The following is a 23,591-nucleotide window of genomic DNA, read 5'->3' as shown; positions in this document are numbered from 1 at the left end:
GGTATCGGAGTCGGTAAGTTGCTGCCCGCACCTGCGGGGACTGGTGAGGTGGAGGCGCGGTCATGCTGTCCGTGGGTCTGACCGGCGGGATCGGCGTCGGCAAGAGCGAGGTGTCGCGGCTGCTCGTCGAGTACGGTGCCGTACTGATCGACGCGGACCGGATCGCGCGCGAGGTCGTCGCGCCGGGTACTCCCGGGCTCGCGGCGGTCGTGGAGGCGTTCGGCGAGGAGGTACTCACCGAGGACGGCGGCCTGGACCGGCCGAAGCTCGGTTCGATCGTGTTCGCCGATCCGGAGAAGCTGGCCGCGCTGAACTCGATCGTGCACCCCCTGGTCGGCGACCGGTCCCGCGCCCTCGAAGAGGCCGCCGCCGAGGACGCCGTCGTCGTCCACGACGTTCCGCTGCTCACGGAGAACGGCCTGGCACCGCTGTACGACGTCGTGGTCGTCGTGGACGCCGAGCCCGCTACCCAGCTCGACCGACTGGTAAGGCTGCGCGGCATGACCGAGCAGGACGCGCGTGCGCGGATGGCCGCCCAGGCCACGCGCGAGCAGCGCCGCAAGATCGCGGACGTGGTCATCGACAACGACGTACCGCTGGACGAACTGCGGCGCCGCGTGGAAGAGGTGTGGGCCGAACTGACCCGCAGGGCGCACGCGCCGCGCTGAGCGCCCTGGCGCGTCCACGGGCTCCGGTGGCTCCGCCCGGCCCAGGAATAGCGGTCCCCGAGCGGGCGTTGATCCCTTTCAGTGAGGGAAGGACTCTGCCGTGCCCGAGACCAGCGGTTCGACCGGACGTACTCCGGAGACGGATGTCATCGACTTCCGTGCCGCCGAGCAACTGCTCGCGGCGCGGGACCCGCGGGGCGCGGTGAAATTGCTCGACGGAGTCATCGCCGCGCACCCGGAAAGCACCGCCGCCCGGCTGCTGCGCGCGCGTGCCTTCTTCGCGGCGGCACAGCTGAGAGCCGCCGAGCTGGAGTTCACCATCGTCCTGGAGCGTGAGCCGGACAACGCGTTCGCGCACTTCGCCCTCGCCCGCACCTACGAGCGCCGGGGGCGCCCCGACCAGGCCCGGCGCCACTTCCGGCTGGCGGCGGCTCTGGACCCGAACCCGGAGTATCTGCAGCAGGCGCGGTTCGACTCCTGACGGTCAGCTCCTCGGCGGCCGGTACGGCGGTACGTCCGGCCCGGGCTGGTAGTGCGGGCCCTGGCGGATGTGCCGGAGGATCACGGCCAGGTCGACCGTGACGACGAGCCACAACACTCCGCACGCGACGGCCCACCCCGGTCGCCCGGCGATCGCGAACGCGGCCGTTCCGAAGATCGCCCAGACCAGCCCCCACAGGCTCAGCCAGAAACGCGCCCGCAGGGCACTGCGCGCGGTGGCCGGTTCACTGCCGGTACGCATCGGATCACCACTCCTGTGGAAAACGTACTCCGGGAGACGGCGAGGGGGAAACGAGCCGTGCCACAGCACCGACCCTGCCTCCCGGACGCCGACGACCTGCCCGACGTACTGCTCGACCTGGCGGTCCCGCACGAGGACATCAACGAGCTGGTGGGACTGCGCGGCCGGGTGACGCGCGATGCCGGGACGGTGCGGCTGCTGGAGGAATGTGTGCAGGAGCTGGTGCGGGACCTCGGGGAGCCGGCCGCGGACCCGGAGGGCGTGCGGCGGTTCGGGAAGCGGCCGGCCGAGGCTCCTGAGGCGCTGGGCGGGTACTTCGCCGCGTAGGTGTTCGTCGCGGCGCTGCCGTACACCCGCGCCTACCACCGAGAGCGTGGCATCCCGGCCGAGACCACCGGCACACCCTCGCCGACCTGGGGCGGAACAGGGCGAGCCACCGCAGGCGGCACGGCACGGGCGGAGTGCACTGGTACGTCGGGCACGGTTGGTTTCCGTTCTGACGGGCACGGGCGCTTTCCGTTCTGACGGGTGGGCCCCGTTCACTCGGTCGGGTGAACCGGCGCTCGGTGGGAACGGGTGTGCGGGCACGGCCCGTTGGACGGGCATGGAGCTGAGAATGCGAGAGGGACACCAGGGGACGGGACCCGGAGCCATCACCCCGGACGGTTGCGCGGTCGAGCTCTATTCACGGCTGCCCGCCGGAGCCGAGCCGGACATCGTCGCCGCCGCCGTGCCCGCGGGGGCGCGCATCCTGGAGCTGGGCAGTGGTGTGGGGCGCGTGACCCATCCGCTGCTGGAGCGGGGGTTCGCCGTGACCGCGGTGGACGAGTCCGCCGAGATGCTGGAGCACGTGCGCGGGGCACGGACGATACGCAGCCCGATCGAGGAACTGGACCTGGGCGAGAGCTTCGACGTGGTGATGCTGGCGTCGTTCCTCGTGCACTCGGGGGACGCCGAGGTGAGCCGCGGGTTACTGCGCACCTGTGCCCGGCATGTCACGGACGACGGCTGTGTACTGATCCAACGGGAGGGCGAGGACTACCACGCGAACCTGCCGCGTAAGCGGGTCGACCCCAGCGGCTTCACCGTGCGCATCGTGTCGTCGGAGCCGGTCGGGGACGGCGTCAACGCGGTACACGCGGAGTACGAGTTCCCGGACGCCGTCTGGACACAGACGTTCCGGGCCCGGCCGCTGACCAAGGAACAGTTCGAGGAGGCACTGGGGGAGGCGGGACTCGCGGTGGACCGGTATCTGACCGACGACGGGACGTGGGTGAGGGCGGTTCCCGTGCCCCGGAGTTAGCGGATCGGCGATGAGTTCCGGGCGGGCGAGCGGTCTGAATACCTGACTGCATCACGGACCGCTCAGCTCAGGAGACCCTCATGTCCGAGACCACCGTTCCCGCCACCGCCACCGCCGTCACTGTTCCCGCGACCTCCGCGATCTCCACGCCCTCCGCCAGGTCGGCCCGGGGGCGCGGCGCCCGGATCGCCCTGCGGGCGGTGCAGGTGCTTCTCGCGTTGTTCTTCGCCGTCGCGAGCGCCGCGCCCAAGCTGGTCGCGCACTCCTCGGCGGCGGACTCCTTCGCGGAGATGGGCTGGGGCAGCGCGGGCATGTACGCCATCGGGGTCCTCGAACTGGCCGGAGCGATCGCCCTGTTCGTTCCGGCGCTGCAGTCGGTGGCGGCGACGGCCCTGAGCGCGCTGATGGTGGGCGCGTTCATCGTCCAGCTCACCTACTTCGACGGAGAGAACGCCGCGACACCGCTCGTTCTGATGGTGCCGCTCCTGGTCGTCGCCTGGGCCCGCCGCGGGCAGAACGAGGAACTGTTCCGGCTGGCCCGACGCGGGCGGGTCTGACCAGCCAGCCACGGCCGTGCGGGTGTTCAGGGCCTGTTCTCGGCATCCCGCCGGGCCTGGCTCAGGCCCTCCAGCCCGCGCAGGCGTTCCAGCTCGCGACGGTCCCGCTTGGTGGGGCGGCCGGCGCCGCGGTCGCGGATGCCGGCCGGGGCGACGGCCTCGCGGGGCGGAGGCGGCGGGGAGTTGTCGAGGTAGCACTGGGCGGCGACCGGGGCTCCGACGCGCTTGCGGATCAGTCGCTTCACGACGACTACGCGCTCCCTGCCCTCGTGGCGCAGGCGCACTTCGTCTCCGACGCGCAGCGAGTACGCGGGTTTCACCCGCTCGCCGTTCACCCGGACATGGCCGCCCCTGCAGGCGGTCGCGCCGAGCGAGCGGGTCTTGACGAGGCGGACGGCCCAGATCCAGCTGTCCACGCGGACGCTCCCGCCGTTCTGCGGCCCGGCCGCCTCGGCGGCGGCGATCGCGGCGGCGGTCTTCGGGTCCGGGGGCGGGGCGGCGGCAGCCGTGCCGTCGCCCGCGTCGGGCTCCTGGCCGGTGACACTCCCGCCGACCGTGCCGGCGGCCTTGCCGTCGGTCCTGTCGCCGGTCTCGTCGCCGGTCTTCTCGTCGGCCGTCGTGCCGGCCTTGGCCCCGGCGGTGTCCTGTGGGCCGGCCGCCCGGCCCTTCCTGCCCTCGTCATGCTCGGAAGCCATGGCTCGACCCTAACCGCTCGGCCGGACGAGAGGGGCTCCTATTTCCGGGGGCCCGGCGCTGACGTGCGAGCCAGGGGCGGGGCCGGGGCAGGCACCAGGGCCAAGGAGCCGGGGCGGGCGTCACGGCTCCTTGGTCTTACGGTGGAGGCATGGACACCAGCGGCCTCTCCGTACTCGACCAGCGGATCGCGGGGTGCCGGGCCTGCCCGAGGCTGGTCGACTGGCGGGAGGAGGTGGCCCGTACCAAGCGGGCGGCCTTCGCCGACTGGACGTACTGGGGCCGGCCGGTGCCGGGCTTCGGTCCGCCGGACGCGCGTCTGCTGATCGTCGGACTCGCCCCCGCGGCCCACGGCGGCAACCGCACCGGCCGGATGTTCACCGGCGACCGCTCCGGAGACGTGCTGTTCCAGGCCTTGTACGACGTGGGACTCGCCTCGCAGCCCACCGCCGTCTCCGCCGACGACGGCCTGGAACTGTACGGCGTACGCGTCACCTCGCCGGTGCACTGCGCTCCGCCCGCCAACAAGCCCACCCCCACCGAACGCGACACCTGCCGTCCCTGGCTCGTCCAGGAGCTGGATCTGCTGCGGCCGACCGTGCGGGCCGTGGTGGTACTCGGCGCCTTCGGCTGGCAGGCGGCGCTGCCCGCGTTCGCCGCGGCCGGCTGGACGGTGCCCCGGCCCCGCCCCGCCTTCACGCACGGCGGGCACGTCACACTGGACGCCCCTGACGGGCCCGACCTGCAGCTTTTCGGCTGCTTCCACGTCAGTCAGCGCAACACCTTCACCGGCCGACTCACCCCCGAGATGCTCCGGGACGTGCTGCGCACGGCGGCGGAGACGGCGGGGCTGCCCACGGCGTAGGGCCCACGGCGTAAAGGGGGTGAACGTCCCGGGCCGACGGCGTTACGGTGCCCCGATGGGCCTGTATCCGGAGATCGAACCGTACGACCACGGCATGCTCGACGTCGGTGACGGCAACCGCGTCTACTGGGAAACCTGCGGCAACCCGCACGGCAAGCCCGCGCTGGTGCTGCACGGGGGACCGGGATCCCGCACCAGCCCGAACCTCAGACGGTACTTCGACCCGGCCGCCTACCGGATCGTGCTCCTCGACCAGCGCGGCGCCGGACGGTCGGTCCCGCGGGCGAGCGACCACGGCACCGACATGAGCGTCAACACGACCGCCCACATCATGGCGGACCTGGAGCGGCTGCGCGCCCACCTCGGCATCGAGCGGTGGCTGGTGTGGGGTGTGTCGTGGGGATCGGCACTGGGACTGCGGTACGCGCAGACTCACCCGGGAGTGGTGACCGAGCTGGTACTGACCGGGGTCGCGACCGGTTCCAACGCCGAAGTGGCCCTCCTGACCAGAGGGCTGGGGGAGTTCTTCCCCGAGGCACACGAGCGGTTCCTCGCCGAACTGCCCGCAGACGAACGCGACGGCAATCCGGCCGCCGCGTACAACCGGCTGCTGGAGTCGCCCGACGCCGAGGTCCGGGCGCGCGCCGCCCGTGCGTGGACCGACTGGGAGACGGCGATCATCCCCGCGCCGCCTCGCTCCGTCGCCCGGTTCGAGGACCCGGAGTTCCGGATGGGCTTCGCACGAACCGTCACCCACTACTGGGGCAACGACCACTTCCTCGGCGAGGGAAACGACGAGGGCGTGGTCCTGCGGGACGCGCACCTGCTGAAGGGCATTCCGGGCACCCTGGTGCAGGGCAGCCTCGACTTCGGCAACCTCCTCGGCATCGTATGGCGGCTCCACCACGCCTGGCCGGGCAGCGAGTTGATCGTCGTGGACGAGGCCGGACACGACACCGGAGCGACCGGGGACGAGGCACTGCTGGCGGCGACGGACACATACGCCCGCGCCGAGGCCTGAACAGCCGGGCGGCAGGGCCGAACCCGGCCTCACCGCCCCCACCGCCCTACGGCCGCCACACGTACCGCACGTCAGGCTCCCGTTCCTCGTTCCGGGCGCCGTCCGTCCACTCCACGGCTCTGAAACCGTGCCGCTCGTAGAAGCGGTGCGCGGGCGCGTTGACCTGGAAGGTCCACAGCGAAAGTCCTCGCGGCCCGCGTTCCTTGGCCAGGGCGACGAAACGGTCCCCGATGCCGCGCCCGCGCCAGTCCGGGGCGAGATACAACTGCGACAGCTCCCCCTCCTCCAGCACCATCACGCCCACGACATCACGGCCGGCCGCCTCCGCCACCCAGGTCTCGCGCAGGGGCACCAGCACATGGCGGAAGTAGTCCAGGACCTCCTCGTCGGTGCGGGGCCGGACCACGGTCGGCAGCGCGGCCGCGAAGGAGGCCAGCCAGACGTCGGCCGCCGCACGCGCGTCGGTGGCCTCCGCCCGCCGCAGGACGACCGGTTCGCCACCCTGCCGGCTCACGGACGTATCTCCTCCGGCACGACCGCCGTCGCCGTGATCTCCACCAGCTGTCCCGGATACCCGAGGCAGCTCACCCCGAGCAGCGTCGAGGAGTGCGGGCCGGTACTGAGTCCGGACGCCTCGACGACATCCCAGACGGCGGACAGCGCGGCGGTCTCGCCGCTGACCACATACACATCGGTATGGAGAACGTCCCTCAACTCGCTCCCGACGGCGCGCAACTGCGCGGTGAGGTTGGCGATCACCTGCTCGGCCTGCCGGACCGGATCACCCTCACCGACCAGCTTCCCCTCCGCGTCGAGCGGAACGGACCCGGCGAGGAAAGCGAGCCTCGTCCCGGCCTCGACGACCGAGGCATGGGAGTAGGCGGGCGGCGGGAACAGGCCGGGCACGGTGGTGCGCTGGATCACGTGGGCTCCTGGGGCGGTGAACGGTCGACCTCCCGATCGTCCGTTCTCCGGACCGGCCCCGCACCCGAATTTCCCCACCCGGTCCCGTCCGGGTGCTTGCCCGACCGGCCTCCACCCGGCCGCGCGGTCATCCGCGCCCGCAACTCCCGTGCCCTGCGCCGAGCGGCCGCCCGCACCGCGGTGGACCGGCGCGCTGCCGCCGCCGACGCGGCCCGGAACGCGGCGCCGCGCTCCACGGCCTCGACCCGCTCGACGGCGTACAGGCGCGTCGGCGGCGCGGAGCGGACGTACGGGTGGGCGCGCAGCAGGTCGGGCTCACCGAGCAGGCGGCGCACCATCCCCGCGGTCCAGCCTCTGGCCCGCAGCCCGGCGGTGGACACATGCGTGCGCCCGGGCTCCGGCTCGACCCCGCCGGGCTTCCGACTTCGTGCCGCGCGCTCCTTCCGTACCGGCTCCGGAGCCCCTTCGTCCCACTCCCACGACGCCATCACGACCTCCCCCGTCGCTACGTTGTGTGACGACTTCATTGATAACGCGCACCACTGACAATTGCCTCGTGCCGCCGGTCGCCCGCGCGTAGGCTTCCGGCGTCCGCCCGCGCCCACTCCCACCCGTCAGGAGCCCGCACCAGTGCCCTCCCTCACGGACCAGGCGTTCCTCGACACCTCCGCCGACCGCCTGGCCGCCCTGCCCAACGTCCGGGCGGTCACCCTCGGCGGCTCCCGGGCCCAGGGCACCCATGGGCCCGACAGCGACTGGGACCTGGCGGTCTACTACCGAGGCGACTTCGACCCGGACGATCTCCGTGCCCTCGGCTGGCCCGGGGAGGTCTCCGCGATCGGCGCATGGGGCGGCGGTGTCTTCAACGGAGGGGCCTGGCTGACGATCGACGAACGCCGGGTCGACCTGCACTACCGCGACCTCGACGTGGTCGAGCGCGAGGTGGCGGAGGCGGAGGCGGGACGCTTCGGTGTCGAGCCGCTGATGTTCCACCTCGCGGGCATCCCGACGTACCTCGTGGTCGCGGAGCTCGCGATCAACGAGGTGCTGCGTGGCGAACTGCCCCGCCCCGCCTACCCCGAGGCCCTGCGCGCAACCGCCCCCGACCGCTGGTACGGCGCGGCCACCGCCACCCTCGCCTACGCCAAGGCCGGCCACGCGCCCAAGGGCGCCCTCACCCAGGTCGCCGGCGCGATCGCCCTGGCCGCGACGCAGACGGCGCACGCGGTTCTGGCGGCGCGGGGAGAGTGGGTCACCAACGAGAAGGGGCTGGTCCGCCGGGCCGGGCTGGGCGGGGCCGACGGAATCGACGGGCTGCTGGCGAACCTGACACCCCGGCCGGAGGCCCTGGCGCGGTCGGTCACGCGTGCCGAGACGCTGCTGCGCGGGGCTACGGAACTGGGCTGACGCTGTGGGAAGTATGGGTCCGCCTCGACCACCGTCAGCGGCCTACGTCCTCCGTCGCCCCGTGGCTCCGTCGGCAGCGGCGGCATGTGAGCCTTCCCGGACTACGCCGACTCCGCGGCGAGCAGAGGCTGGAGGAACCTGCTCGGTGTGCCGTGCCAGAAGATGGCCAGTGCGTCGCGGGAACGCGTGGCGGCGACGAACAGCAGGGAGCGGGCCCGCTGGAGTTCCCGGCGGTGACGCAGCGCGTCGGTGTCCCGCAGGCGGATCACCGCCGTACGCGGCACCAAGCCCTCGTTGACGCCGGCGATCACCATGCGCTGGTACTCGAGTCCCTTGAAGCGGAACATGGTGCCGATATGGACACCCTCGTCGCCGCGTGGTCCGTCCGGCCCGATCTCCACGGCGTGGATCCCGGCGTGGGCGAGTGCCACGGCGACCTCGCGCGCCATGTCGTTGGTGGGCACGCAGATGGCGATCTGCTCGGCGGGGATGTCGTCCCACTCGGCGACCAGCTCCGCGATGGCCCGCCGCTCGGCCTCCCAGTCCGGGGCCGGGTGCAGCCGCGGCCGGGTACCGCTCAGCACGGACCGGTATCCCGCCAGCGTCTCCTGGTTGCCGTCGAGGTCGTCGAAGGACTCCCCGCTCAGCAGCCCGAGGGCCGAACCGAGAATCTGCCGCGTCGTCCGGTAGCTGAGGGTGAGTCGGGCGGACCGGCCGCGGATGTTGATACCGAGGCTGCCGAGCGTCACCTGGTTGTTGTAGACGCGCTGGTGTGTGTCGCCGACCAGGAAGATGTCGTTGCGGTCGCGCGCGGTCATGGCCCGCAGCATCTTCCAGTGCCCCGGACGGAGATCCTGGGCCTCGTCGACGACGATGTGCCGGTATCGGGGGCGCAGCCAGCCGGCGGAACCGTCCTGCAGGTGGACGTTGTCCAGGCCGCCGCTCTCCGAGCGCTGACGCTCGACGGCCTGGATGCGCTGCTCGCGCTCCATCTCCAGGCGCGCCGCCCGCTCGGCCACCTGTGCCCACGTCTGGCGTCCGAGGCGGTCCAGGCGCTGGGTGAACTTGTCGGCCAGCTGCCAGATCTCGGCCCGTTCGGGCCGTGTGATGTTGCGTCCCCGGCCGGAGCGCCGGGCCCTGAAGTAGTCGGTGCGGGAAGCGACCGCCTGGCCGAGGATCACCTGCGTCCACTCGTCGTGCAGGAAATCGGCGTCCCACGGGACGTCGCCGGTCTCGTCGAGCATGGCACGCCACTCGCGCAGGGCCTGGTTGTCGTCGATCGTCTGCTTCGTGCTGCCTGGTTCGGCCTCCCGGACCACGCGCAGCGCCAGCTGGTCGACGTGGCTGATGTCCACCCGGGACAGCAGCTGTTCCCCGCCCAGTTCCAGCAGCCGGGCCCGTAGATCGGCGGCGAGGTTCTTGTTGTACGTGGTCAGCAGAACGGGTTTGCTGTGGCCCGGCGGCAGCTGCCCGACGAGGTGCCTGACCCGGTGCAGGGCGACGATGGTCTTACCCGTGCCGGGGCCTCCGCCCACCCGTGCCGGGCCGGAGTAGTCCCGTTCGACCAGCCGGGACTGGGTGGGGTGCAGGAAGACCTTCCAACGGCCGAAGTCCTCCCCTTCCAGTGCTTCGCGAAGTGCGTCGTCCGTGGTCGTGACCATCGTCGCCGGGCGCTCGGCGGCGGCCTGGAAGTCCTCGGTGTCGACCGGTTCGGGCGCCGCGACCGGGGCGGTCACCTGCTCCAGTACGTCCTCGTAGGACTTGCCGTCGAAGAGGGAGAGCAGGATCTCGCCGGTGAGCTGGGGCGCGTACTCGACGAGTCCGAGCAGTTGGTCCTCGGTGCTGAGAGTACGGACCACCGGGACCAGTGGCTCGGCCACACCGAGCTCGGTGAGCTGCTCGTCCGTGAAGCGGGCGAACAGCGGTGCCGGCCGTGCGGGCCGGGGCTCCGGGGCGGGCACGGTCGGCCGGGGCGCCGTGCGCCGCAGGACGCTCTCCTCGACGACCTGGAGGTCGACGTACTCGATGCCGCCGGTGATCTGGTTGATGCCGTACGCGAGGCGGTCGAGGTTCTCGTAGACCTCCTTGCGGTGTTTGACGGAGACGATCAGCCAGTCACTGTCGGCGAGCCGCAGCAGCAGGGCGCGGTACTCGTCGTTGACACGGGCCGACCACAGCCTGGTGTCGCCCTTGAGCTGCTTCAGCTGGAGGCCGGTGGCCTGCGGGTTGGCCTTGAACTTGTGCTGGAAGTCGTAGAGGGCGCCCTTGACCGTGCGGGGGAGCCGCAGGACTTCCTTGTCGGCCTTGTCGAGTAGCCGCAGCGTCACACTCGCGTTGCTCATCGGTGGTGCCCCCCGGGGGTCGTTCCGTCGTCCTGTCGATCACGATGCGGTTCGTCCGCGGATGGTTGCGGGCCGAGCCGTCCGGCCAGTTCCCGGGCCGTCCAGTCGCTGGCGGGCCGTGCCTCCCAGCCGGCGGCCGCGAACGCCGCGTCTCGGTCCGCCGCCTCGTAGTCGGGCTCGCCGCCGGTCGGGCGGGGGGCGAGAACGACGGCCACCTTCCGGTCGGGCCAGGCCAGTTCGGCCATCCAGCCCCGGTCGTCGAGTTCGAATCCGTCCACGGGGACGGGGGCGGCCATGGTGGCGAGAGCGACCGCGAGGAGCTGTAGTTCGGTGTCGTCCGGATCCAGCAGTTCCAGCACCTGGTCCCAGCCGGTGCCCGCCGACGCCGTGGGCTCCGGCGCGGCCGGGGCAGCGGACGAGACGGTGGCCGTGTGCGGGATCTCGGCGGCGGCTGCCAGGGACTCCCGGAGGTCCGCGGCGGTGGTGTCGCTCTCCTCGGCGGCGACACCCAGTTCGACGCGGGTCGAGGTCAGCCAGCCGCACCCGCCGGTCACCGTGAGCGCCTCGACGGAGAAGCCCCCCAGCATGCTCGTGGTCAGCTGGACGCTGTCACCGCCCCCGTGCTCCAGGAACTGCAGCAGATTGCTCCAGTACAGCCACGCCCGCCAGCGCCTGCGGTGCGCGTCCCGGTCCTCGACGGCCGCCTCACCGTCGTCCAGGACGGTGGCGGCGGTCCAGGCGGGCGGCTTGCGACGGCCGTCCGCCACCGCCGTGACCGGGCAGCCGGAGTCGTCCACGGCGGCGAGCAGCCGCAGCGGACCCGCCTGCCCGCGCGGGGGCGTGCCGTGCAGTGCCGCGACGAGCTGGTCGCCCACGGCGTCCGCGCCGACCGCCGCCGTGTGCGGGCGCAGGCCCGTCAGCCCGGCGGTGACCGCCTCGGCGCGGGCCAGCCACAGCGCGTGGTCCGGCCGGCGGAGGTAGGACAGCAGCAGGTCCGCCGGGTTGACCCACACGTGCTCGGCGAGTTCGCCCGGCAGACCGCCGCGGACCTTGGCGTAGTAGTCGCGCGCCTGCCGCTGTCCCTGCTCCCCGTACGGCCGCCAGACCGGGTCCGCCGGACCGGCGGCCGCGTAGCCGGTGTCCCGCACCCGGCCCTGCCACTCCTTGACGTCGTGGTACGTCAGCTGGAAGACCCGCAGACCCTCGGCGCGCAGCCGGGTGCGCTTGGCGGCGTCACCCGCGAGCCGGTTGTGCCGGGCGCTCGCGTGGAACTCGAAGCCGTCGAGGAACAGCGCCAGGCGCGGCCCGGGGGCGTCGAGGCGTTCGAACAGCACGTCGGGCCGGGTACCGTCCAGCACCCGCTGCTGCGAGACGCGCCAGCTGAGGGTGGCGCCGTCCGTACCGGTCAGCCGCAGGTCGAGCGAGTAGGTGCCGGCCGTGGTGGTGTACGCGTCCGCACTGGCCCGGGCGTCGGGCTGGGCGGCCCATTCCTTGAGGGTGTCGATGAACATCACCTCCAGGTCGCTCTCGGCCTGACGCTCCAGCGGAATGTGGTGCGTGGCGGCGACGGGCGACGTCCGCCAGCTCTCGCCGCTCTCACCGAGCAACTCGTCCAGCATCTGCCGGACCTCGTTGCGGCTCACCCGGTCGTAGTCGCCCGCCGGTACCCGGCGCAGCAGGCACCGGTGGCAGCCGTCCTGGCCCTTCTCCAGGCACGGGCAGCGCTCGATGACCTCCCGCGCCTTCAGGAGCACCTCGCGGAAGCCGTCGGCGGACGCGAGCCGGTGCAGGTAGCCGGTGCCGCCGGGCAGCCGGTCGTAGACCACGAGGAAGCGCCGTGGCCAGTCGGCGTCGCCGTTGTCGGGCATGGACGCGGAGGCGATCTCGATGTGGTCGGGATCGCCTCCGTACCGGGCCGCTATGCCCACGAACAGGGCGGCCGTGAAGGACGCCAGCCGCTCCTTGGCACGGGCGACCGACGCCGGGAGCAGGATGCGTACGGCCTCGGTGGTCAGCTCGTGGGCCAGCAGCAGCGGCACGTCCTGACCGGTGGCACGGTCGCCGCCGGAGGACCGGGCCGCTTTGCGGCGCGGGCACCACAGCATGTGGTGGGCGGCGGCTCTGCCGCTCGTGGCGAGTGACTCGGTGAGTGCGTCGCGCGGCTGGTCCACCACGGGCCGTCCGTCCGCCGTCGCCCCTCCGCAGTGGGTGCACACGTAGAAGGGGTTGAGGCGGACGTCCTCACCGGCGATGGGCACCGTACTGCTGCCGTCCTGCCGGTCCAGGCCGAGGTTGAGGGTGCGGACGACCGCGCGCCGGGTGAAGTCGACGCCGAAGACGGCCGTGTCGTGCCGCCAGGAACCGGCGGCCAGGTGGGCCGGGTCGATGTCGACGGTGGTGAGCACGGCGTAGCGGCGGCGGTCCCGCTCGTCCTTGTCGTCCCGCACCCGGGCGTCGTCCCGCTTGTCCCGGGCCAGGACCCGCCTCGGTTCCATGACGTGCTGGACGCAGCCGGCGTCCGCGATCTCCCGGCCGCCACAGCGCGGGCACGGCGACGTGTCCGTCCGGGCGTCGTTGGTGCGGGTGTAGCCACAGGCCGGGCAGAGCCGCCATACCGACCAGGCGCGCCGTTCCGGACTGCCGATGTCCAGGGCCCGTACGACGTGCCGGTAGCCGTTGACGTAGAAACTGTTGCCCGGGGCGAGTTCGGACAGGGCCAGGCGCCGGGAGCGTTCGTAGTCCCGCACCTCGCTGCGGTACGTCTTCCTCGTGCCGGCCTCCTCACCGTCACCGGAGCCGGCCTGCTCCTCCGTCCAGTAGAGGGTCGCCTCCAGCCGGGTCGTGGTGTCCACGAGGCTGTAGTTGGGCAGCAGGCCGAGGTCCACCAGGGCACCGTGGGCGCCGGCCTGGCTCAGCTCGCGCAGCAGATTCCCGGTGGCGCGGCGCTCGGCCAGCAACTCCCGGTGCTCACGGTCCTGTTCGGGGTCGGAGCGGACCAGGCCGTCCAGCGCCGTGTCGATCGCGGCGATCCGCCGGCGCAGTTCCTCCCGCCGGGACGTCCAGTCCTCCTCCGCCTCCTGAAGTGCCCGCACGACACCGCCGGTGGCGTAGGCGCGCAGTTCACCGGCGGCGTGCCCGGAGACCCCGCTGCCGTCCGTCCCGCCCGCCGGGAAGAGGGCCAGGAACTCCTCGACCAGCCGCGCTCCGTGGGTGAGGGCGGCGTCCGCGAGGTCCTGACACCAGCCCGTGGTGCCGAAGAGCGCCGAGACCAGGCGCGGCGCGGGCTGGAGCCGCTCCCCGTCCGCCGTGGTCAGCGCTCCGCGGGCGGCGAGGTCCAGCAGGTGCGCCGTGTACTGGCGGCGCAGGATCTCCACCGCGGACAGGTAGCAACCCGGGGGCACGATCTCGCCGTCGATCATCTCGCGGGGTTCGTCGAGGTAGTACAGGTCGCGGGCGCGCCGCCCGCCGAAGGCGACCACCAGGGCGTTGCCGGTGCTGCGTCCGGCCCGTCCGGCCCGCTGGACGTAGTTGGCGGGGCCCTTGGGCAGGGAGCCGAGGAGGACGGCCGACAGGTCGCCGATGTCGATGCCGAGTTCGAGCGTCGGCGTGCAGGACAGCACGTTGGGGTCGGTGTAGTGGGTGCCCTGCCGGAAGGTGCGCTCCACCCGCTCGCGCTGCGGCCTGGTGAGCATGCCGGTGTGCTCGGCGGTGACGACGCGGAAGGTGCCGCCCGTCAGGTACAGCCGCCGGTAGTAGTCGTTGCGGTAGTCGCGCTCGCGTGTCCCGCCGAAGCTCCCCGAGGTGCTGCTCACCTGGACGGGGACGTCGTCCTGCGGAGGCCTGAGCGTGCCCCGGCAGCGGTAGCGCGGGCACGGGTGGCCGTACCAGCGGGTGCGGCGCGCGGGCGGCACGACCTGCTCCCAGCCGCAGTCGGCGCACGAGACGAAGGCCTTGTTGACGACGGCGTCGTCGAGCAGCCGCACCTCGATGTGGCCGGGCTGCAGCCCGTACACCCGGGTGGTGCGGTCCTGCGCGGTACGGACCGCGAGGACGTGTTCCTCCGCCAGTACGGGCAGCAGCCGCCGCAGGTACTCGTGGGCTCCCGCCGCGTCCAGGCCGAGGCACCGCCGGGTCCAGTCCTGGTACCAGCCGAGCCGCCCGCCGGCCGCGTCGAACGCCGACCGCTCCTTGGGCACGTCCAGCAGGAAGCGCGGCGCCGCCACCCCGTCGGGGAAGGCGGGCATGCCGTCCGGCCGTCCGCCCCACACCTTGAACCGGGTGACCCCGCCGTCCCGCATCCACGGCTCCAGCCACCGGTGCCGCACGCCGCCGCGCAGCCGCACCCGCTCCAGCAGGCCGCGCAGGAAGGCCAGATAGCGGTCGGGCGTGGGCAGCGAGTCCGTCGCGACCAGCTGGCCGGGCAGGGTCAGGTGCAGGTCGCGGGCGATGGCCGTGACGCGCTCCGGGTCGTGCAGGGCGACCTCGGCGGCGACCGTACGGGTCAGCTCCAGGGTGCGTCCCTGCCGGGAGCGCAGGCCGAACTCCATGACGGTGGCGAAGGCGAGCCGCTCGCCGATCAGCTTCCACGCCCGCGCGTCACCGGCGCCCCGCCCGGACAGCACCCGGTCCACCCCGGGCTCGTCGTGCAGGTCGGGCGGTACCACGGCGGCCAGCGCCTCCGGGTCGTCCACCGAGTCCAGCACGTTCCCGATCAGGTCGTTGAGCGCCAGCGGTTCCGGGGAAGCGTCCAGGGCGTGCGCGAGCAGGGAGCGCAGCGAGAACTTGTACGAGGCGTTGGCGACGTATCCCGCGCGGTGCGCGGCGTCCTGCGTGGAGTCGTTGAACAGCAGCGTCTTGCGCTCCTCCGGGACGAGCGCGATGTCGCCGCCGGTGAAGAGCTGCGTGACCGTGGCGGAGGCGAGGGCGGCGAGAGAGGTGCCCAGGAAGCGGATGCCGTTGTCCGTGTTGCAGGCCGGGCAGCGGTCGTCGACGGCGGCCCGGTCGGCTGACTTCTTGTCGGTGATCACCAGCGCGAACCAGCCGTCCTGCAACTCGTCGCGGTCGGCCGCCGTCGGGAGCCGGTACGTGCCCTGCGCGCCGTCGAGTACGACGACGGACAGCGGATCGACGCCGCCGGCCGGCGCCGGGCCCGCGCCGGTCAGCGCGTTCAGTGCCTCGTCGCGCTCGGCGGCGGTCGCGGCGATGAAGTACCGGATGCGCCGTTTGTCCCGGCCGACGCCGGCCCGCCACACCTTGTCCTGCGCCATGACGAGCCGCTGCGGGTCCGCCTCCGGCGACAGCGCGGCCCAGCCGGACCGCCCGCAGGTACGGCAGTAGACCGCCGGCAGGTGCACGGCGGCGGGCCGGGCCGCCGTGTCCGACCCGGGCTGCGCCACCGCCCTGCGCGCGTCGCCGGACGGCCAGCCGCCCGAGGAACGCTCGTCGTCGCCCCCCGGGGGAGCGGCGAGGGCGGCCCGGCGCGCGGCGGTGCGGTCGTCCTCGTACCAGCGGAACTCCGGCAGGGGCCCCACGCCGCGCAGCACGCGGGTGACGGGCCGCACCCACAGATGTGCCTCGACGTGCAGCAGCGGCCGGGGCCGCTTCTCGTCCGACTCCGGGTCCCGGGCCGCCGACAGCAGGGCGACGAACCGGGACAGCGCCTGAAGCACCAGCCGCGGATTCTCCCGGGCGGCCCGCCCCCACGCGTAGCCGAACCGGCTCATGCGGTCCCGGAGTTCCCACTCGCCGAGCGGTTCCCCGTCCAGCAGCGAGAGCACACCGTGCGTGAAGTCGTGCCGCCGCAGCAGCCTGCCGAGCTGGAAGGGGTCGAGCCCGCGCCGCCCCAGGAGGCGCTCCGCCAGCCCGTCCAGGTCCAGCAGGTCGGGCCGGGCCTCGACACCGGGGCCGCCGGAGCGGTCGATGACCTCTCTGGGTGTCGGCGGCTCCGGCAGCTCGTAGTCCACCTCGCCGGTGAACTGTCCGGCCGACATGCGCTCTTCCCCGACCACCGCGTCCGGCGCGAACGGCATGCCGAACACCTGGGCCGCCACGTCGAGGATGCCGTCCTCGCGCTCCCCGGCGGCGCCTCCCAACGTCGCCGAGGTCGCCACCGGACAGACCGTCCCCAGGGGCCGCCCCGGCGCGCTCTGCCCGGTGGCAGCGGCGAGCCGCCGCAGGAGCATCGCGACGTCGGTGCCCTGTGCGCCGTCGTAGGTGTGGAACTCGTCGAGCACCACGTACGCGATCTCCGCGTCCTGCCACAACGGCCGGTCCTCACCGCGCTGGAGCAGCAGGTCGAGCATCTTGTAGTTGGTGATCAGCACGTCCGGCGGCGACACCCGCATCTCCTCGCGCCGGGTCAGCACCCGGCGGAAGTCGGTGTCGGGCCGGTCGCCGATGTAGAGTCCCGCCGTCACCTGGGCGAGATCCGGCGCCGAGAGGTACTCCCCGATGCGTCCCGCCTGGTCGGTGGCGAGCGCGTTCATCGGATACAGCAGCACGGCCTTGACCCCGCGTCGGCCCCGCGCCCTCTCGCGGCGGCAGTGGTCGAGCACCGGTACGAGGAAGGACTCCGTCTTGCCGGACCCGGTACCGGTCGTGATCAGCGTCGGCCGGGCCGGTCCGTGCAGCGTGCTGAGCCGCTCCCACGCTTTGGCCTGGTGCCGGTAGGGAGGGAATCCGGGGCGCCACTCCAGCTCCCGCCGCCACCCGTCGTCGGCCTTGTGGAACGGTGTCCTGATCCGCAGGTACGGCCCCCGGAAGATGCCCGTCTCCGGATGTCCGAGGAACCGCTCCAGGGCGAGCCGGGTGTCCCCGTCGGTCAGGGCGTAGGTCGTCGTGAGGTACTGCGTGAGACTGCCGCGGACCTGCGCGGCGGCCAGGGTGGGCCTCACGGCTGCTCCTTCGTCCCGGTGATCGTCCGGGTCAACCGTATAGCGGACATCTGACACGGTCCGCCCCCTTCCCGGATCACCCGGTCGGCGTCCTGGCCGGAAACGCACCCTTTCGTCCGCGAACCTCCCCGTTCACCCTGCGACCAGGGGCGACACGACGACGCAGCGCGGACGAGCGGGGCGGAACACGAGGGGGAGGCGCCATGTCCGTCGATCCGGTCTATGTTCCGGTCCTGCCCGTACGGCGGGGCGCCTGGCAGGCGTACGCCCGGCTCGACGACGCGGTACGCCCACGGGTCGCGCCCCTGTGGACACTCGTCCCGCTCACCGGTGCGGAACGGACCCGGGGTGTGCCGGGCAACGCCGACCCCGAGGAGGACCGCGTCGGCCTGGAGCGCTGGCTCCCGCCCCGCGTGGACCAACTCGCGGACGCTGTGCGGGGAATGCCCGGCTGGGTGGACGCCGGCCACGTGGAGGCGCTGCTCGGCGCGGCGACCGGCCTGTGGCGTCTGCTGACCGGAACCCGCCTGCGGCCGGTGACCGGACCGGAACGCTCTCCCGCCCTCCAGCGGTACGCCGCCGACCTCGCCTTTCTCACCGGCCGGGGCATCGGCATCCGCGTGCTCGCCGACACCACCGCCGACGAGCCGGACACGACCGCACTGCTCGCCCTCGTGGACCGGCTCTGCCTGCCGCCCTCGCGGATCGACCTCATCGTGGACGTCGGCCCGGTCGCGGACGCGGCGGACGGCACCAAACTCGCCGTCGCCGCGCTCGATCTGCTCGGTGCCCTCGCCCCGTGGCGCACCGTCGTCCTCACCGCCGGAGCCTTCCCCCGCCTGCCCGAGCACCCCGACTCGGGCCCCTTTCTCACCGTCCCCCGCCACGACCGGCAGCTGCACCGGGGCGTACGCGCCGCCCGCCCGGCCTTCCCCCGCCGCCTGCTGTACGGCGACTACTCCGTCGAGCACGCCCTCTCCGCGAACCTCCCGCACATCCGCCCGCACGCCCCGCCCTGGGGTCTGCTGCGTTACACCGGACCGGACGGCTACCTGCTCGCGCGGGTTCCGACCAGGGGCGGCGCCGACCGCGTCGACCGGGTACGCGGCACGGCCCGCCGGATCACCCGGTCGCCCGCCTTCCGGGGAGCGGAGTACAGCGACGGCGAAGCGTGGCTGCACGCGTGCGCGGGCGGCGACGGGCGGGCGGGGTCGGGGAACGCGGAGACGTGGATCAGGGCGGGGCACGTCCAGCACATGACGTTCGTGGTGGAGCAACTCCTGGGCGGTACGACGCCTCATGTGGGCCGCGGCTCGTCATGAGGCTTGTGCGCGGACTTCGGCCGGAGCCGACCGTCGTCCTGCACGCGGGCGTGGCCTTCGGCCGCCGACCCGACCCGGGCCGGACGCGGGGCGCGGCGGAACGACCGGAGCGGTCTCGGCCGTCCCCCTCGGCCGCCCGGGACGTCAGGACAGACGGTCGCTGCCGGGTTTGTCGCCGACGTAGGCGAGCCGGAACGTCATCCGCTCGGGCACGAGTCGGAAGTAGAGGCGCCCCTTGCCCGGTGTCATGCGGCCGTGCCACGAGAAGCAGACGGCCCGGCCGTCGAGGCCCGGGTCGGGGAAGGTGCACAGGTGCTGCCGTCTGAGCGACTCGGGTGTGATGTGCGGGTCCTGCCAGTCGGGTTCGGGGGAACGGCCGAGATCCCAGTGGTCGGCTGCCGTGGTCTGGAGGGCGGCGAGCAGGTCGCGGACCGGGCGGAACCACTTCGGGTCGAGGGCGCTCAGGTCCCGGTCGAAGCGGGGCAGGCGTTCCAACGCCGGAAAGGAGTCGTCCCAGCGGTCCAGGAGGACGGCCGGGCTGGACAGACGGCTCAGCCCCGTGTCCCGTGCCCACGCCTCGTGATCGTCGGCCTCCTCCGGTGTGGAGCAGTGCCGAACCCGGGCCCGGTCCGTCTCGATGTCGTCCTCGCCGACGCGGTTGACGTCGACGTCGAGCCAGGTGGCCGCCCATTTCGGACTCACCGGGAGGCTGACCGCCAAGCCGTCCACGAGCTGGGCGGCGCCGATACCGACGGCGCGGCGGCCGTCGTGGAAGTGCTCGACCTCCGCCGGGTCGTGCCCTGCGGCTTCGAGGACGTCGCGCAGGGCCCCCGGCGTACGGCTGCGCAGGCTGAGGATGAGGCGGCTTCGTTCCCGGTTCATACCGGTGGCGTTGACCCACTGTGCGTAGGAGTACCCCCGGGCCAACTCACCCTTGTTGAAGGAGCCGTCGGTGACGAGTTCGACGCCCTGCCCCCACCCTTTGAGGCGCTTCAGTGTGTTCACGAACGTGGCCATGGCCTCGTCGACCTGCCTCGGGCTCGCCTCGGACTGGCAGGACAGTTCGTTGAGGAATAACGACAGCGGCACTTCGGCCCCTCCCACAATGTGCCGGGTGATCAGTCCAGAAGCTGTTCGAGGGAGTTCTCCCACTCGTCGAAGAAGCCTGCCGGCCACTCCGAGAGCGTGCCGTCATCGTGGATGCGCGGGGTGACGAACTCCGCTCGCAGGCCGTTGCGGCGAAAGAAGTGCACGGCGGTGTCCGAGGCGGAGACGACGCCGTTCTTGGCGGCCAGACGCAGCCCGTTGAGCACGTGGTCCGAGTGGGTCTCGACGATGAGCTGCGCTCCCGCCGCCGCGGCGGCGGCCAGGAGGGCGGCCATACGGGACTGGCCGCGCGGGTGGAGGTGGGCCTCGGGGTTCTCCAGGAGGATCAGGCTTCCCGGGCCCGCCGTGAGGCACGCCACGACGATGGGCAGGGCGTAGGTGAGGCCGAAGCCGACGTTCGTGGGGCGGCGTCGGGAGGAGGACTCCAGGCCGGCCGTGCCGTCGAAACCGTAGCTGAGGCGGACCGAGTCGAGGCCGGGGATCTCGCTCGCCTCCAGATTGACGCCCGGGCACAGCTCCTGCATCCAGGCGACCACATGGTCGAGGAAGGTGTGGGCCCGTGCCCGGGGGTGTCGCAGCGGTCCTGCTTCCAGCGGGTGCTGGGCATGGTGGCGCAGGTAGTTGACGGTGTGCTCGCCGCGTGGCCCGAGGAAGCCGCGCCCGATCGCCTGGTGATGGGACCGGGGGTAGCTCGTGGCGGGGACGATCCGGTCGGCCTTGAGGTACTGGAAGCAGCGATCGAAGAGGGTGTCCTCCGCCGGGATGCCCGACGACGAGTGGAGCGGTAGCACGTCCTGTTCGGGCGCGTACAGCGCGGACCACTGGTGAGTCCGTCCGTCACGCGTACGGAGGCCGACGCTGATCAGGGGCGTGGGAAGCCCGGGCGACCGTACGAAATCCTCGTGCATGAGGTCGTGCCCGGTGCCCAGTTCGACGAGCTCGCCGTTGAGGAGGAAGCCACCCTCGTCCTCCGCCTCCCCGTCCGCGGAGAACAGCGTGAACGAGTCGTACGACTGCCGGAGCAGGGCGAGGGACTGCAGAACCGAGCTCTTGCCGGACGAGTTCAGGCCCGTGAGCAGGGTGACGGGGGCGAGGGGGATGTCGGCGGACCGGAACGCCTTGAAGTTGCCCAGGAACAACTGGTCGATCACTGCCTAGCTGCCCCCGTCGCTGTTCAAGATCGTGGAGAAGAGGTCGCGGACTCTCCCGAACCGCACGTGGACCTTGGCACGGTCGCCGGTGCCCACGGACACGGCACGCTCGAAGTCCCGGTCGGCCATGAGCTGTTGGTAGCCGGCCAGGACCTTCTCGCGGGACGCTACCAGCGTGCCGAGCTGGGCGCCGTCCAGTTCGGACAGGTTCACCGCCACTGATTCGAAGAGGGCCTTGTTCACCGGATTGCGCCACTCCTGGCCCGGATAGAGCTTGCGGAAGGCGTGCTTGCCGAAGATCATCTCGGCGGTGGTCATCGACTTCCTGAAGTGCCGTGCGAGTGAGGCACGAGCGTCTTCGGGCAACCGGTTGATGAGCCGCATGGTGTGGGCGAGGAACTGGTCGAAGTCCTGGTACTTGAACGAGTCGGGCGCCGTGAGCATGAAGGCCAGGGCACGCAGGACCATCTCCCGGTCCGCCATGCGCGCGCTGCCGACACTGTTGCCGGTCGCCGAAAGGAACTCCGCCGATCCGGCCAGGGAGGACAGCATCTGCCGGGCCGGCCCGGGGATCAGCGCGTGCCGGATCTCCTGGCGGGTGAGAGGGAGGCCACCTGTGTTGATCCGGGCGAAGATGTTGAACTTGACCTCCTCCGGAGTACCGGGCCGGATCACGTGGACGACGACCTGTGTCTCGTTCAGCCGGATCTGCAATCGGCCGGTGAGGTCCTCGTATCCCTTCCCCTCGAAGTCCTTCTTCAGGTACTCCAGCCCGCGCAGCCGCAGCGGGCCCGCGTCCATGCCCGCCGCCTCGGCCAGCGCCTTCGGCGCGATGAACCGCGCGATGGCCGTCAGGCGCTGGATGCCGTCGACGATGGCCCACGAACTGTCCTGCGTCCAGGAGCTGTCGTCCAGTTCGGCGGCGTAGAAGGAGGGGATCGGGATGCGCAGCAACAGGGATTCGATCAGTCGGCTCTGCCGCTCGTCCGACCAGATCCCGGCCCGCCGCTGGAAGTCGGGGGCGAGGTCGATCATGCCGTTGCTCAGCCGGGACATCAGCAGATTGATCGTGGGATTGCTGGTCTGGATCTCGATCTTGGACGGGTCGTACGGCGCGGTGATCCGGTCCCCGGCGTCCTCGGCTTCGGCATCGGGAAGCTCCAGCTCGACATCGGTCGCCCGCCCGTCGGCGCCCACTTCGACACGGAACGCTCCGCTGCCCTCGGCGTCGTCGTTCATATAGCGGCTGAACAGCGACGCCTGTTCCCGCGCCGCCCTGCGGCCGCCGATGCTGTCGTCCTGCGTCATGTGCCCTCGTGCCCCGTTTCGTAGCCGGAATGACTCGGTGACGCGTCCTCACGCCGGTTCAGATTGTGCCGGACGCGGAAGTCACGGCCAGGCTCCCTGTCTGCTCTCCCCTCGTGGAACGTGGAGAGGGCTCGGGGCTCCGTCGGGACACAGGTGGGCTCAGGGACTGGCCATGGGCTCGGAGACGTCATCCGTCGGGGCGGGTGGAGGCGGCGGGGCGGTGGTCGGGGGTACGACGAGCATGGCCGCGGACGGATCCACGTCGTCGGCGTGGAACAGGGTGGGCAGGTCGTGGTCGAGGAGCCCGGCCATCTCGATGGCTACTCGCCCCTGGGCGTGTGCCGACCGGATCGACTGTCCGTCCGCGACGGCGGCGTAGAAGCGTGCCGCGTAGGTGATCGCGTCGATGTCCCCGATGGACGCCGACATGCCGATCGCGAGCGGGACGGTGTCCACGAGGCGGGCCGCCTGGGGCGCGGAGTCGCAGGAGTTGAGCAGCACCAGCAGCGGCTGGTCGTCGACGGCGGCGATGGCGCGGGCGAAGGCTCCGGCGGTGACGACCGCGCCGCTGTGGAAGTGGTCGACGTCCTTCTCGAAGACGACGAGGTCCTCCGCGCTGTGCCCCGAGAAGTGTACGACGTGCGGCTTGAAGCGGGTGAGGCCGTCGAGGAGGTGGTCGGCTGTCGCGGCGGGGTGGGCGTCCAGCTCCACCAGATCGCGGTGCAGCGCCCGCTCCACCGCCGCGCGGATGCGGGCCTGTTCACGGGGGATGCGCAGGTCGCCGCCGGCCGCCGCGCCGAGCATCAGGATGCGCAGCGGTTCCGGCTTGGGCGCGCGCAGATGCCTGAGAACGTCGTTCATGTACCCCTCCGTCAGGGTGAGTCGTGCGTCGAGTCGTGCCTGTTCGGAGGCGATCCGCAGCATCGCCTCCCGCCGTTCCCGCCGAAGCACCGTCTCCACGGCCTCGCGCTCCTCCGCCTCCGCCTCGGCGTGCAGCACGTCCAGCACCGCGGCCCGTCGGCCGAGGCGCGCGCCCCGCGTCTCCCACGAAGAGGCGTCGCGCGCGGCCTTGTTGGCCTCTTTCTCGCGCCGGGCGGCGGTACGGAGTCTGCTGTCGCGGATGCCGGCACGGTCCGTCCGGGCCGCCGATGAACGCTGCTGGGCGGCGGCGGCGCGGGCCGTCGCCTCCTTCCGGCGGAGCGAGGCAGCCCGCCGCTCGGCGTCCGCCTGCCCTTTTCTCGCCTGCTCCAGCTTGGCGCGGTATTCCCGTGCGGTCATGTGACTCCCG

General features: G+C 72.4%; 20 protein-coding genes. 9 read left to right on the top strand and 11 right to left on the bottom strand.

The annotated features are described in order from the left end of the window. Window positions 1-62: 62 nt before the first annotated feature. Both coaE and ACIQ6R_RS09135 read left to right on the top strand, forming a co-directional pair. Window positions 63-668 (top strand): dephospho-CoA kinase, encoded by a 606-nt coding sequence (gene coaE, locus ACIQ6R_RS09140; protein ID WP_404174060.1) that lies wholly within the window; start codon window positions 63-65, stop codon window positions 666-668. Between the two features lie 100 nt (window positions 669-768). Continuing rightward, window positions 769-1,149 (top strand): tetratricopeptide repeat protein, encoded by a 381-nt coding sequence (locus tag ACIQ6R_RS09135; RefSeq protein WP_404174057.1) that lies wholly within the window; start codon window positions 769-771, stop codon window positions 1,147-1,149. Between the two features lie 3 nt (window positions 1,150-1,152). Here the strand turns inward: ACIQ6R_RS09135 and ACIQ6R_RS09130 are convergent, their stop codons facing one another. Further along, on the bottom strand, window positions 1,153-1,410 hold the full coding sequence (locus tag ACIQ6R_RS09130; RefSeq protein ID WP_404174054.1) for a DUF6343 family protein: 258 nt from the start codon (window positions 1,408-1,410) through the stop codon (window positions 1,153-1,155). A 57-nt stretch (window positions 1,411-1,467) separates the two neighbouring features. On the opposite strand from ACIQ6R_RS09130, the gene ACIQ6R_RS09125 reads away from it, so the two are divergent. The 3 genes from ACIQ6R_RS09125 (at window position 1,468) to ACIQ6R_RS09115 (ending at window position 3,270) form a co-directional block, all read left to right on the top strand. Beyond that, window positions 1,468-1,737: an acyltransferase domain-containing protein gene (locus ACIQ6R_RS09125; RefSeq protein WP_404219900.1), complete on the top strand. Its 270-nt coding sequence runs from the start codon at window positions 1,468-1,470 to the stop codon at window positions 1,735-1,737. Between the two features lie 289 nt (window positions 1,738-2,026). Then, window positions 2,027-2,713 (top strand): class I SAM-dependent methyltransferase, encoded by a 687-nt coding sequence (locus ACIQ6R_RS09120; protein WP_404219898.1) that lies wholly within the window; start codon window positions 2,027-2,029, stop codon window positions 2,711-2,713. A gap of 80 nt (window positions 2,714-2,793) precedes the next feature. Further along, on the top strand, window positions 2,794-3,270 hold the full coding sequence (locus ACIQ6R_RS09115; protein ID WP_404219896.1) for a DoxX family protein: 477 nt from the start codon (window positions 2,794-2,796) through the stop codon (window positions 3,268-3,270). Window positions 3,271-3,296: 26 nt separating this feature from the next. Here the strand turns inward: ACIQ6R_RS09115 and ACIQ6R_RS09110 are convergent, their stop codons facing one another. Next, a complete protein-coding gene (locus ACIQ6R_RS09110; protein ID WP_404219894.1) occupies window positions 3,297-3,965 on the bottom strand; it encodes an RNA-binding S4 domain-containing protein in 669 nt (222 codons plus the stop codon). A 149-nt stretch (window positions 3,966-4,114) separates the two neighbouring features. On the opposite strand from ACIQ6R_RS09110, the gene ACIQ6R_RS09105 reads away from it, so the two are divergent. Both ACIQ6R_RS09105 and pip read left to right on the top strand, forming a co-directional pair. Further along, the gene (locus ACIQ6R_RS09105; protein WP_404174042.1) at window positions 4,115-4,828 is read left to right on the top strand and encodes a uracil-DNA glycosylase; all 714 of its coding nucleotides are present in this window, start codon (window positions 4,115-4,117) and stop codon (window positions 4,826-4,828) included. A gap of 55 nt (window positions 4,829-4,883) precedes the next feature. After that, window positions 4,884-5,849 (top strand): prolyl aminopeptidase, encoded by a 966-nt coding sequence (pip, locus tag ACIQ6R_RS09100; protein ID WP_404174039.1) that lies wholly within the window; start codon window positions 4,884-4,886, stop codon window positions 5,847-5,849. A 46-nt stretch (window positions 5,850-5,895) separates the two neighbouring features. On the opposite strand, the gene ACIQ6R_RS09095 is transcribed toward pip, so the two are convergent. Genes ACIQ6R_RS09095 through ACIQ6R_RS09085 form a run of 3 tightly spaced genes read right to left on the bottom strand, consistent with a single transcriptional unit; the run spans window position 5,896 to window position 7,261 of the window. After that, complete coding sequence (locus ACIQ6R_RS09095) at window positions 5,896-6,363, bottom strand: GNAT family N-acetyltransferase (RefSeq protein WP_404219892.1); 468 nt, start codon at window positions 6,361-6,363, stop codon at window positions 5,896-5,898. Next, window positions 6,360-6,773 (bottom strand): RidA family protein, encoded by a 414-nt coding sequence (locus ACIQ6R_RS09090; RefSeq protein WP_404219890.1) that lies wholly within the window; start codon window positions 6,771-6,773, stop codon window positions 6,360-6,362. The genes ACIQ6R_RS09095 and ACIQ6R_RS09090 overlap by 4 nt, the downstream gene beginning before the upstream one ends. Next, window positions 6,770-7,261, bottom strand: coding sequence for a hypothetical protein (locus ACIQ6R_RS09085; RefSeq protein ID WP_404219888.1), 492 nt, complete (start codon window positions 7,259-7,261; stop codon window positions 6,770-6,772). The genes ACIQ6R_RS09090 and ACIQ6R_RS09085 overlap by 4 nt, the downstream gene beginning before the upstream one ends. Window positions 7,262-7,403: 142 nt before the next feature. Here ACIQ6R_RS09085 and ACIQ6R_RS09080 point away from each other — a divergent pair, with 142 nt between their 5' ends. Continuing rightward, window positions 7,404-8,180: a nucleotidyltransferase domain-containing protein gene (locus tag ACIQ6R_RS09080; protein WP_404219886.1), complete on the top strand. Its 777-nt coding sequence runs from the start codon at window positions 7,404-7,406 to the stop codon at window positions 8,178-8,180. Window positions 8,181-8,281: 101 nt separating this feature from the next. Here the strand turns inward: ACIQ6R_RS09080 and ACIQ6R_RS09075 are convergent, their stop codons facing one another. Further along, window positions 8,282-10,522, bottom strand: coding sequence for a UvrD-helicase domain-containing protein (locus ACIQ6R_RS09075; protein ID WP_404219884.1), 2,241 nt, complete (start codon window positions 10,520-10,522; stop codon window positions 8,282-8,284). Beyond that, window positions 10,519-17,415: a DEAD/DEAH box helicase gene (locus tag ACIQ6R_RS09070; protein WP_404219882.1), complete on the bottom strand. Its 6,897-nt coding sequence runs from the start codon at window positions 17,413-17,415 to the stop codon at window positions 10,519-10,521. The genes ACIQ6R_RS09075 and ACIQ6R_RS09070 overlap by 4 nt, the downstream gene beginning before the upstream one ends. Window positions 17,416-17,618: 203 nt before the next feature. Here ACIQ6R_RS09070 and ACIQ6R_RS09065 point away from each other — a divergent pair, with 203 nt between their 5' ends. Further along, a complete protein-coding gene (locus ACIQ6R_RS09065) occupies window positions 17,619-18,737 on the top strand; it encodes a hypothetical protein (protein ID WP_404219881.1) in 1,119 nt (372 codons plus the stop codon). Between the two features lie 144 nt (window positions 18,738-18,881). Here ACIQ6R_RS09065 and ACIQ6R_RS09060 read toward each other — a convergent pair whose 3' ends face one another. From ACIQ6R_RS09060 to ACIQ6R_RS09045, 4 genes are all read right to left on the bottom strand, one after another. After that, window positions 18,882-19,826 (bottom strand): hypothetical protein, encoded by a 945-nt coding sequence (locus ACIQ6R_RS09060; protein WP_404219880.1) that lies wholly within the window; start codon window positions 19,824-19,826, stop codon window positions 18,882-18,884. Window positions 19,827-19,855: 29 nt separating this feature from the next. Beyond that, on the bottom strand, window positions 19,856-20,995 hold the full coding sequence (locus tag ACIQ6R_RS09055; RefSeq protein ID WP_404174009.1) for a DUF3696 domain-containing protein: 1,140 nt from the start codon (window positions 20,993-20,995) through the stop codon (window positions 19,856-19,858). A 3-nt stretch (window positions 20,996-20,998) separates the two neighbouring features. Continuing rightward, a complete protein-coding gene (locus ACIQ6R_RS09050; protein ID WP_404219878.1) occupies window positions 20,999-22,303 on the bottom strand; it encodes a DUF262 domain-containing protein in 1,305 nt (434 codons plus the stop codon). Between the two features lie 159 nt (window positions 22,304-22,462). Further along, window positions 22,463-23,581, bottom strand: coding sequence for a hypothetical protein (locus ACIQ6R_RS09045; RefSeq protein ID WP_404219876.1), 1,119 nt, complete (start codon window positions 23,579-23,581; stop codon window positions 22,463-22,465). Between the last annotated feature and the right edge of the window lie 10 nt (window positions 23,582-23,591).

Source organism: Streptomyces sp. NPDC096048 (assembly GCF_044763415.1).
Lineage (GTDB): Bacteria > Actinomycetota > Actinomycetes > Streptomycetales > Streptomycetaceae > Streptomyces.
The sequence above is the reverse complement of the archived record's forward strand: the minus strand, read 5'-3'. Positions and strand labels throughout refer to the sequence as shown.

Bases quoted from the DNA above. Each gene is read 5' to 3' on its own strand.
- coaE (WP_404174060.1), top strand. From the start codon at position 63: ATGCTGTCCGTGGGTCTGACCGGCGGGATCGGCGTCGGCAAGAGCGAG.
- ACIQ6R_RS09130 (WP_404174054.1), bottom strand. From the start codon at position 1,410: ATGCGTACCGGCAGTGAACCGGCCACCGCGCGCAGTGCCCTGCGGGCG.
- ACIQ6R_RS09120 (WP_404219898.1), top strand. From the start codon at position 2,027: ATGCGAGAGGGACACCAGGGGACGGGACCCGGAGCCATCACCCCGGAC.
- ACIQ6R_RS09115 (WP_404219896.1), top strand. From the start codon at position 2,794: ATGTCCGAGACCACCGTTCCCGCCACCGCCACCGCCGTCACTGTTCCC.
- ACIQ6R_RS09110 (WP_404219894.1), bottom strand. From the start codon at position 3,965: ATGGCTTCCGAGCATGACGAGGGCAGGAAGGGCCGGGCGGCCGGCCCA.
- ACIQ6R_RS09105 (WP_404174042.1), top strand. From the start codon at position 4,115: ATGGACACCAGCGGCCTCTCCGTACTCGACCAGCGGATCGCGGGGTGC.
- pip (WP_404174039.1), top strand. From the start codon at position 4,884: ATGGGCCTGTATCCGGAGATCGAACCGTACGACCACGGCATGCTCGAC.
- ACIQ6R_RS09085 (WP_404219888.1), bottom strand. From the start codon at position 7,261: ATGGCGTCGTGGGAGTGGGACGAAGGGGCTCCGGAGCCGGTACGGAAG.
- ACIQ6R_RS09075 (WP_404219884.1), bottom strand. From the start codon at position 10,522: ATGAGCAACGCGAGTGTGACGCTGCGGCTACTCGACAAGGCCGACAAG.
- ACIQ6R_RS09065 (WP_404219881.1), top strand. From the start codon at position 17,619: ATGTCCGTCGATCCGGTCTATGTTCCGGTCCTGCCCGTACGGCGGGGC.
- ACIQ6R_RS09050 (WP_404219878.1), bottom strand. From the start codon at position 22,303: ATGACGCAGGACGACAGCATCGGCGGCCGCAGGGCGGCGCGGGAACAG.
- ACIQ6R_RS09045 (WP_404219876.1), bottom strand. From the start codon at position 23,581: ATGACCGCACGGGAATACCGCGCCAAGCTGGAGCAGGCGAGAAAAGGG.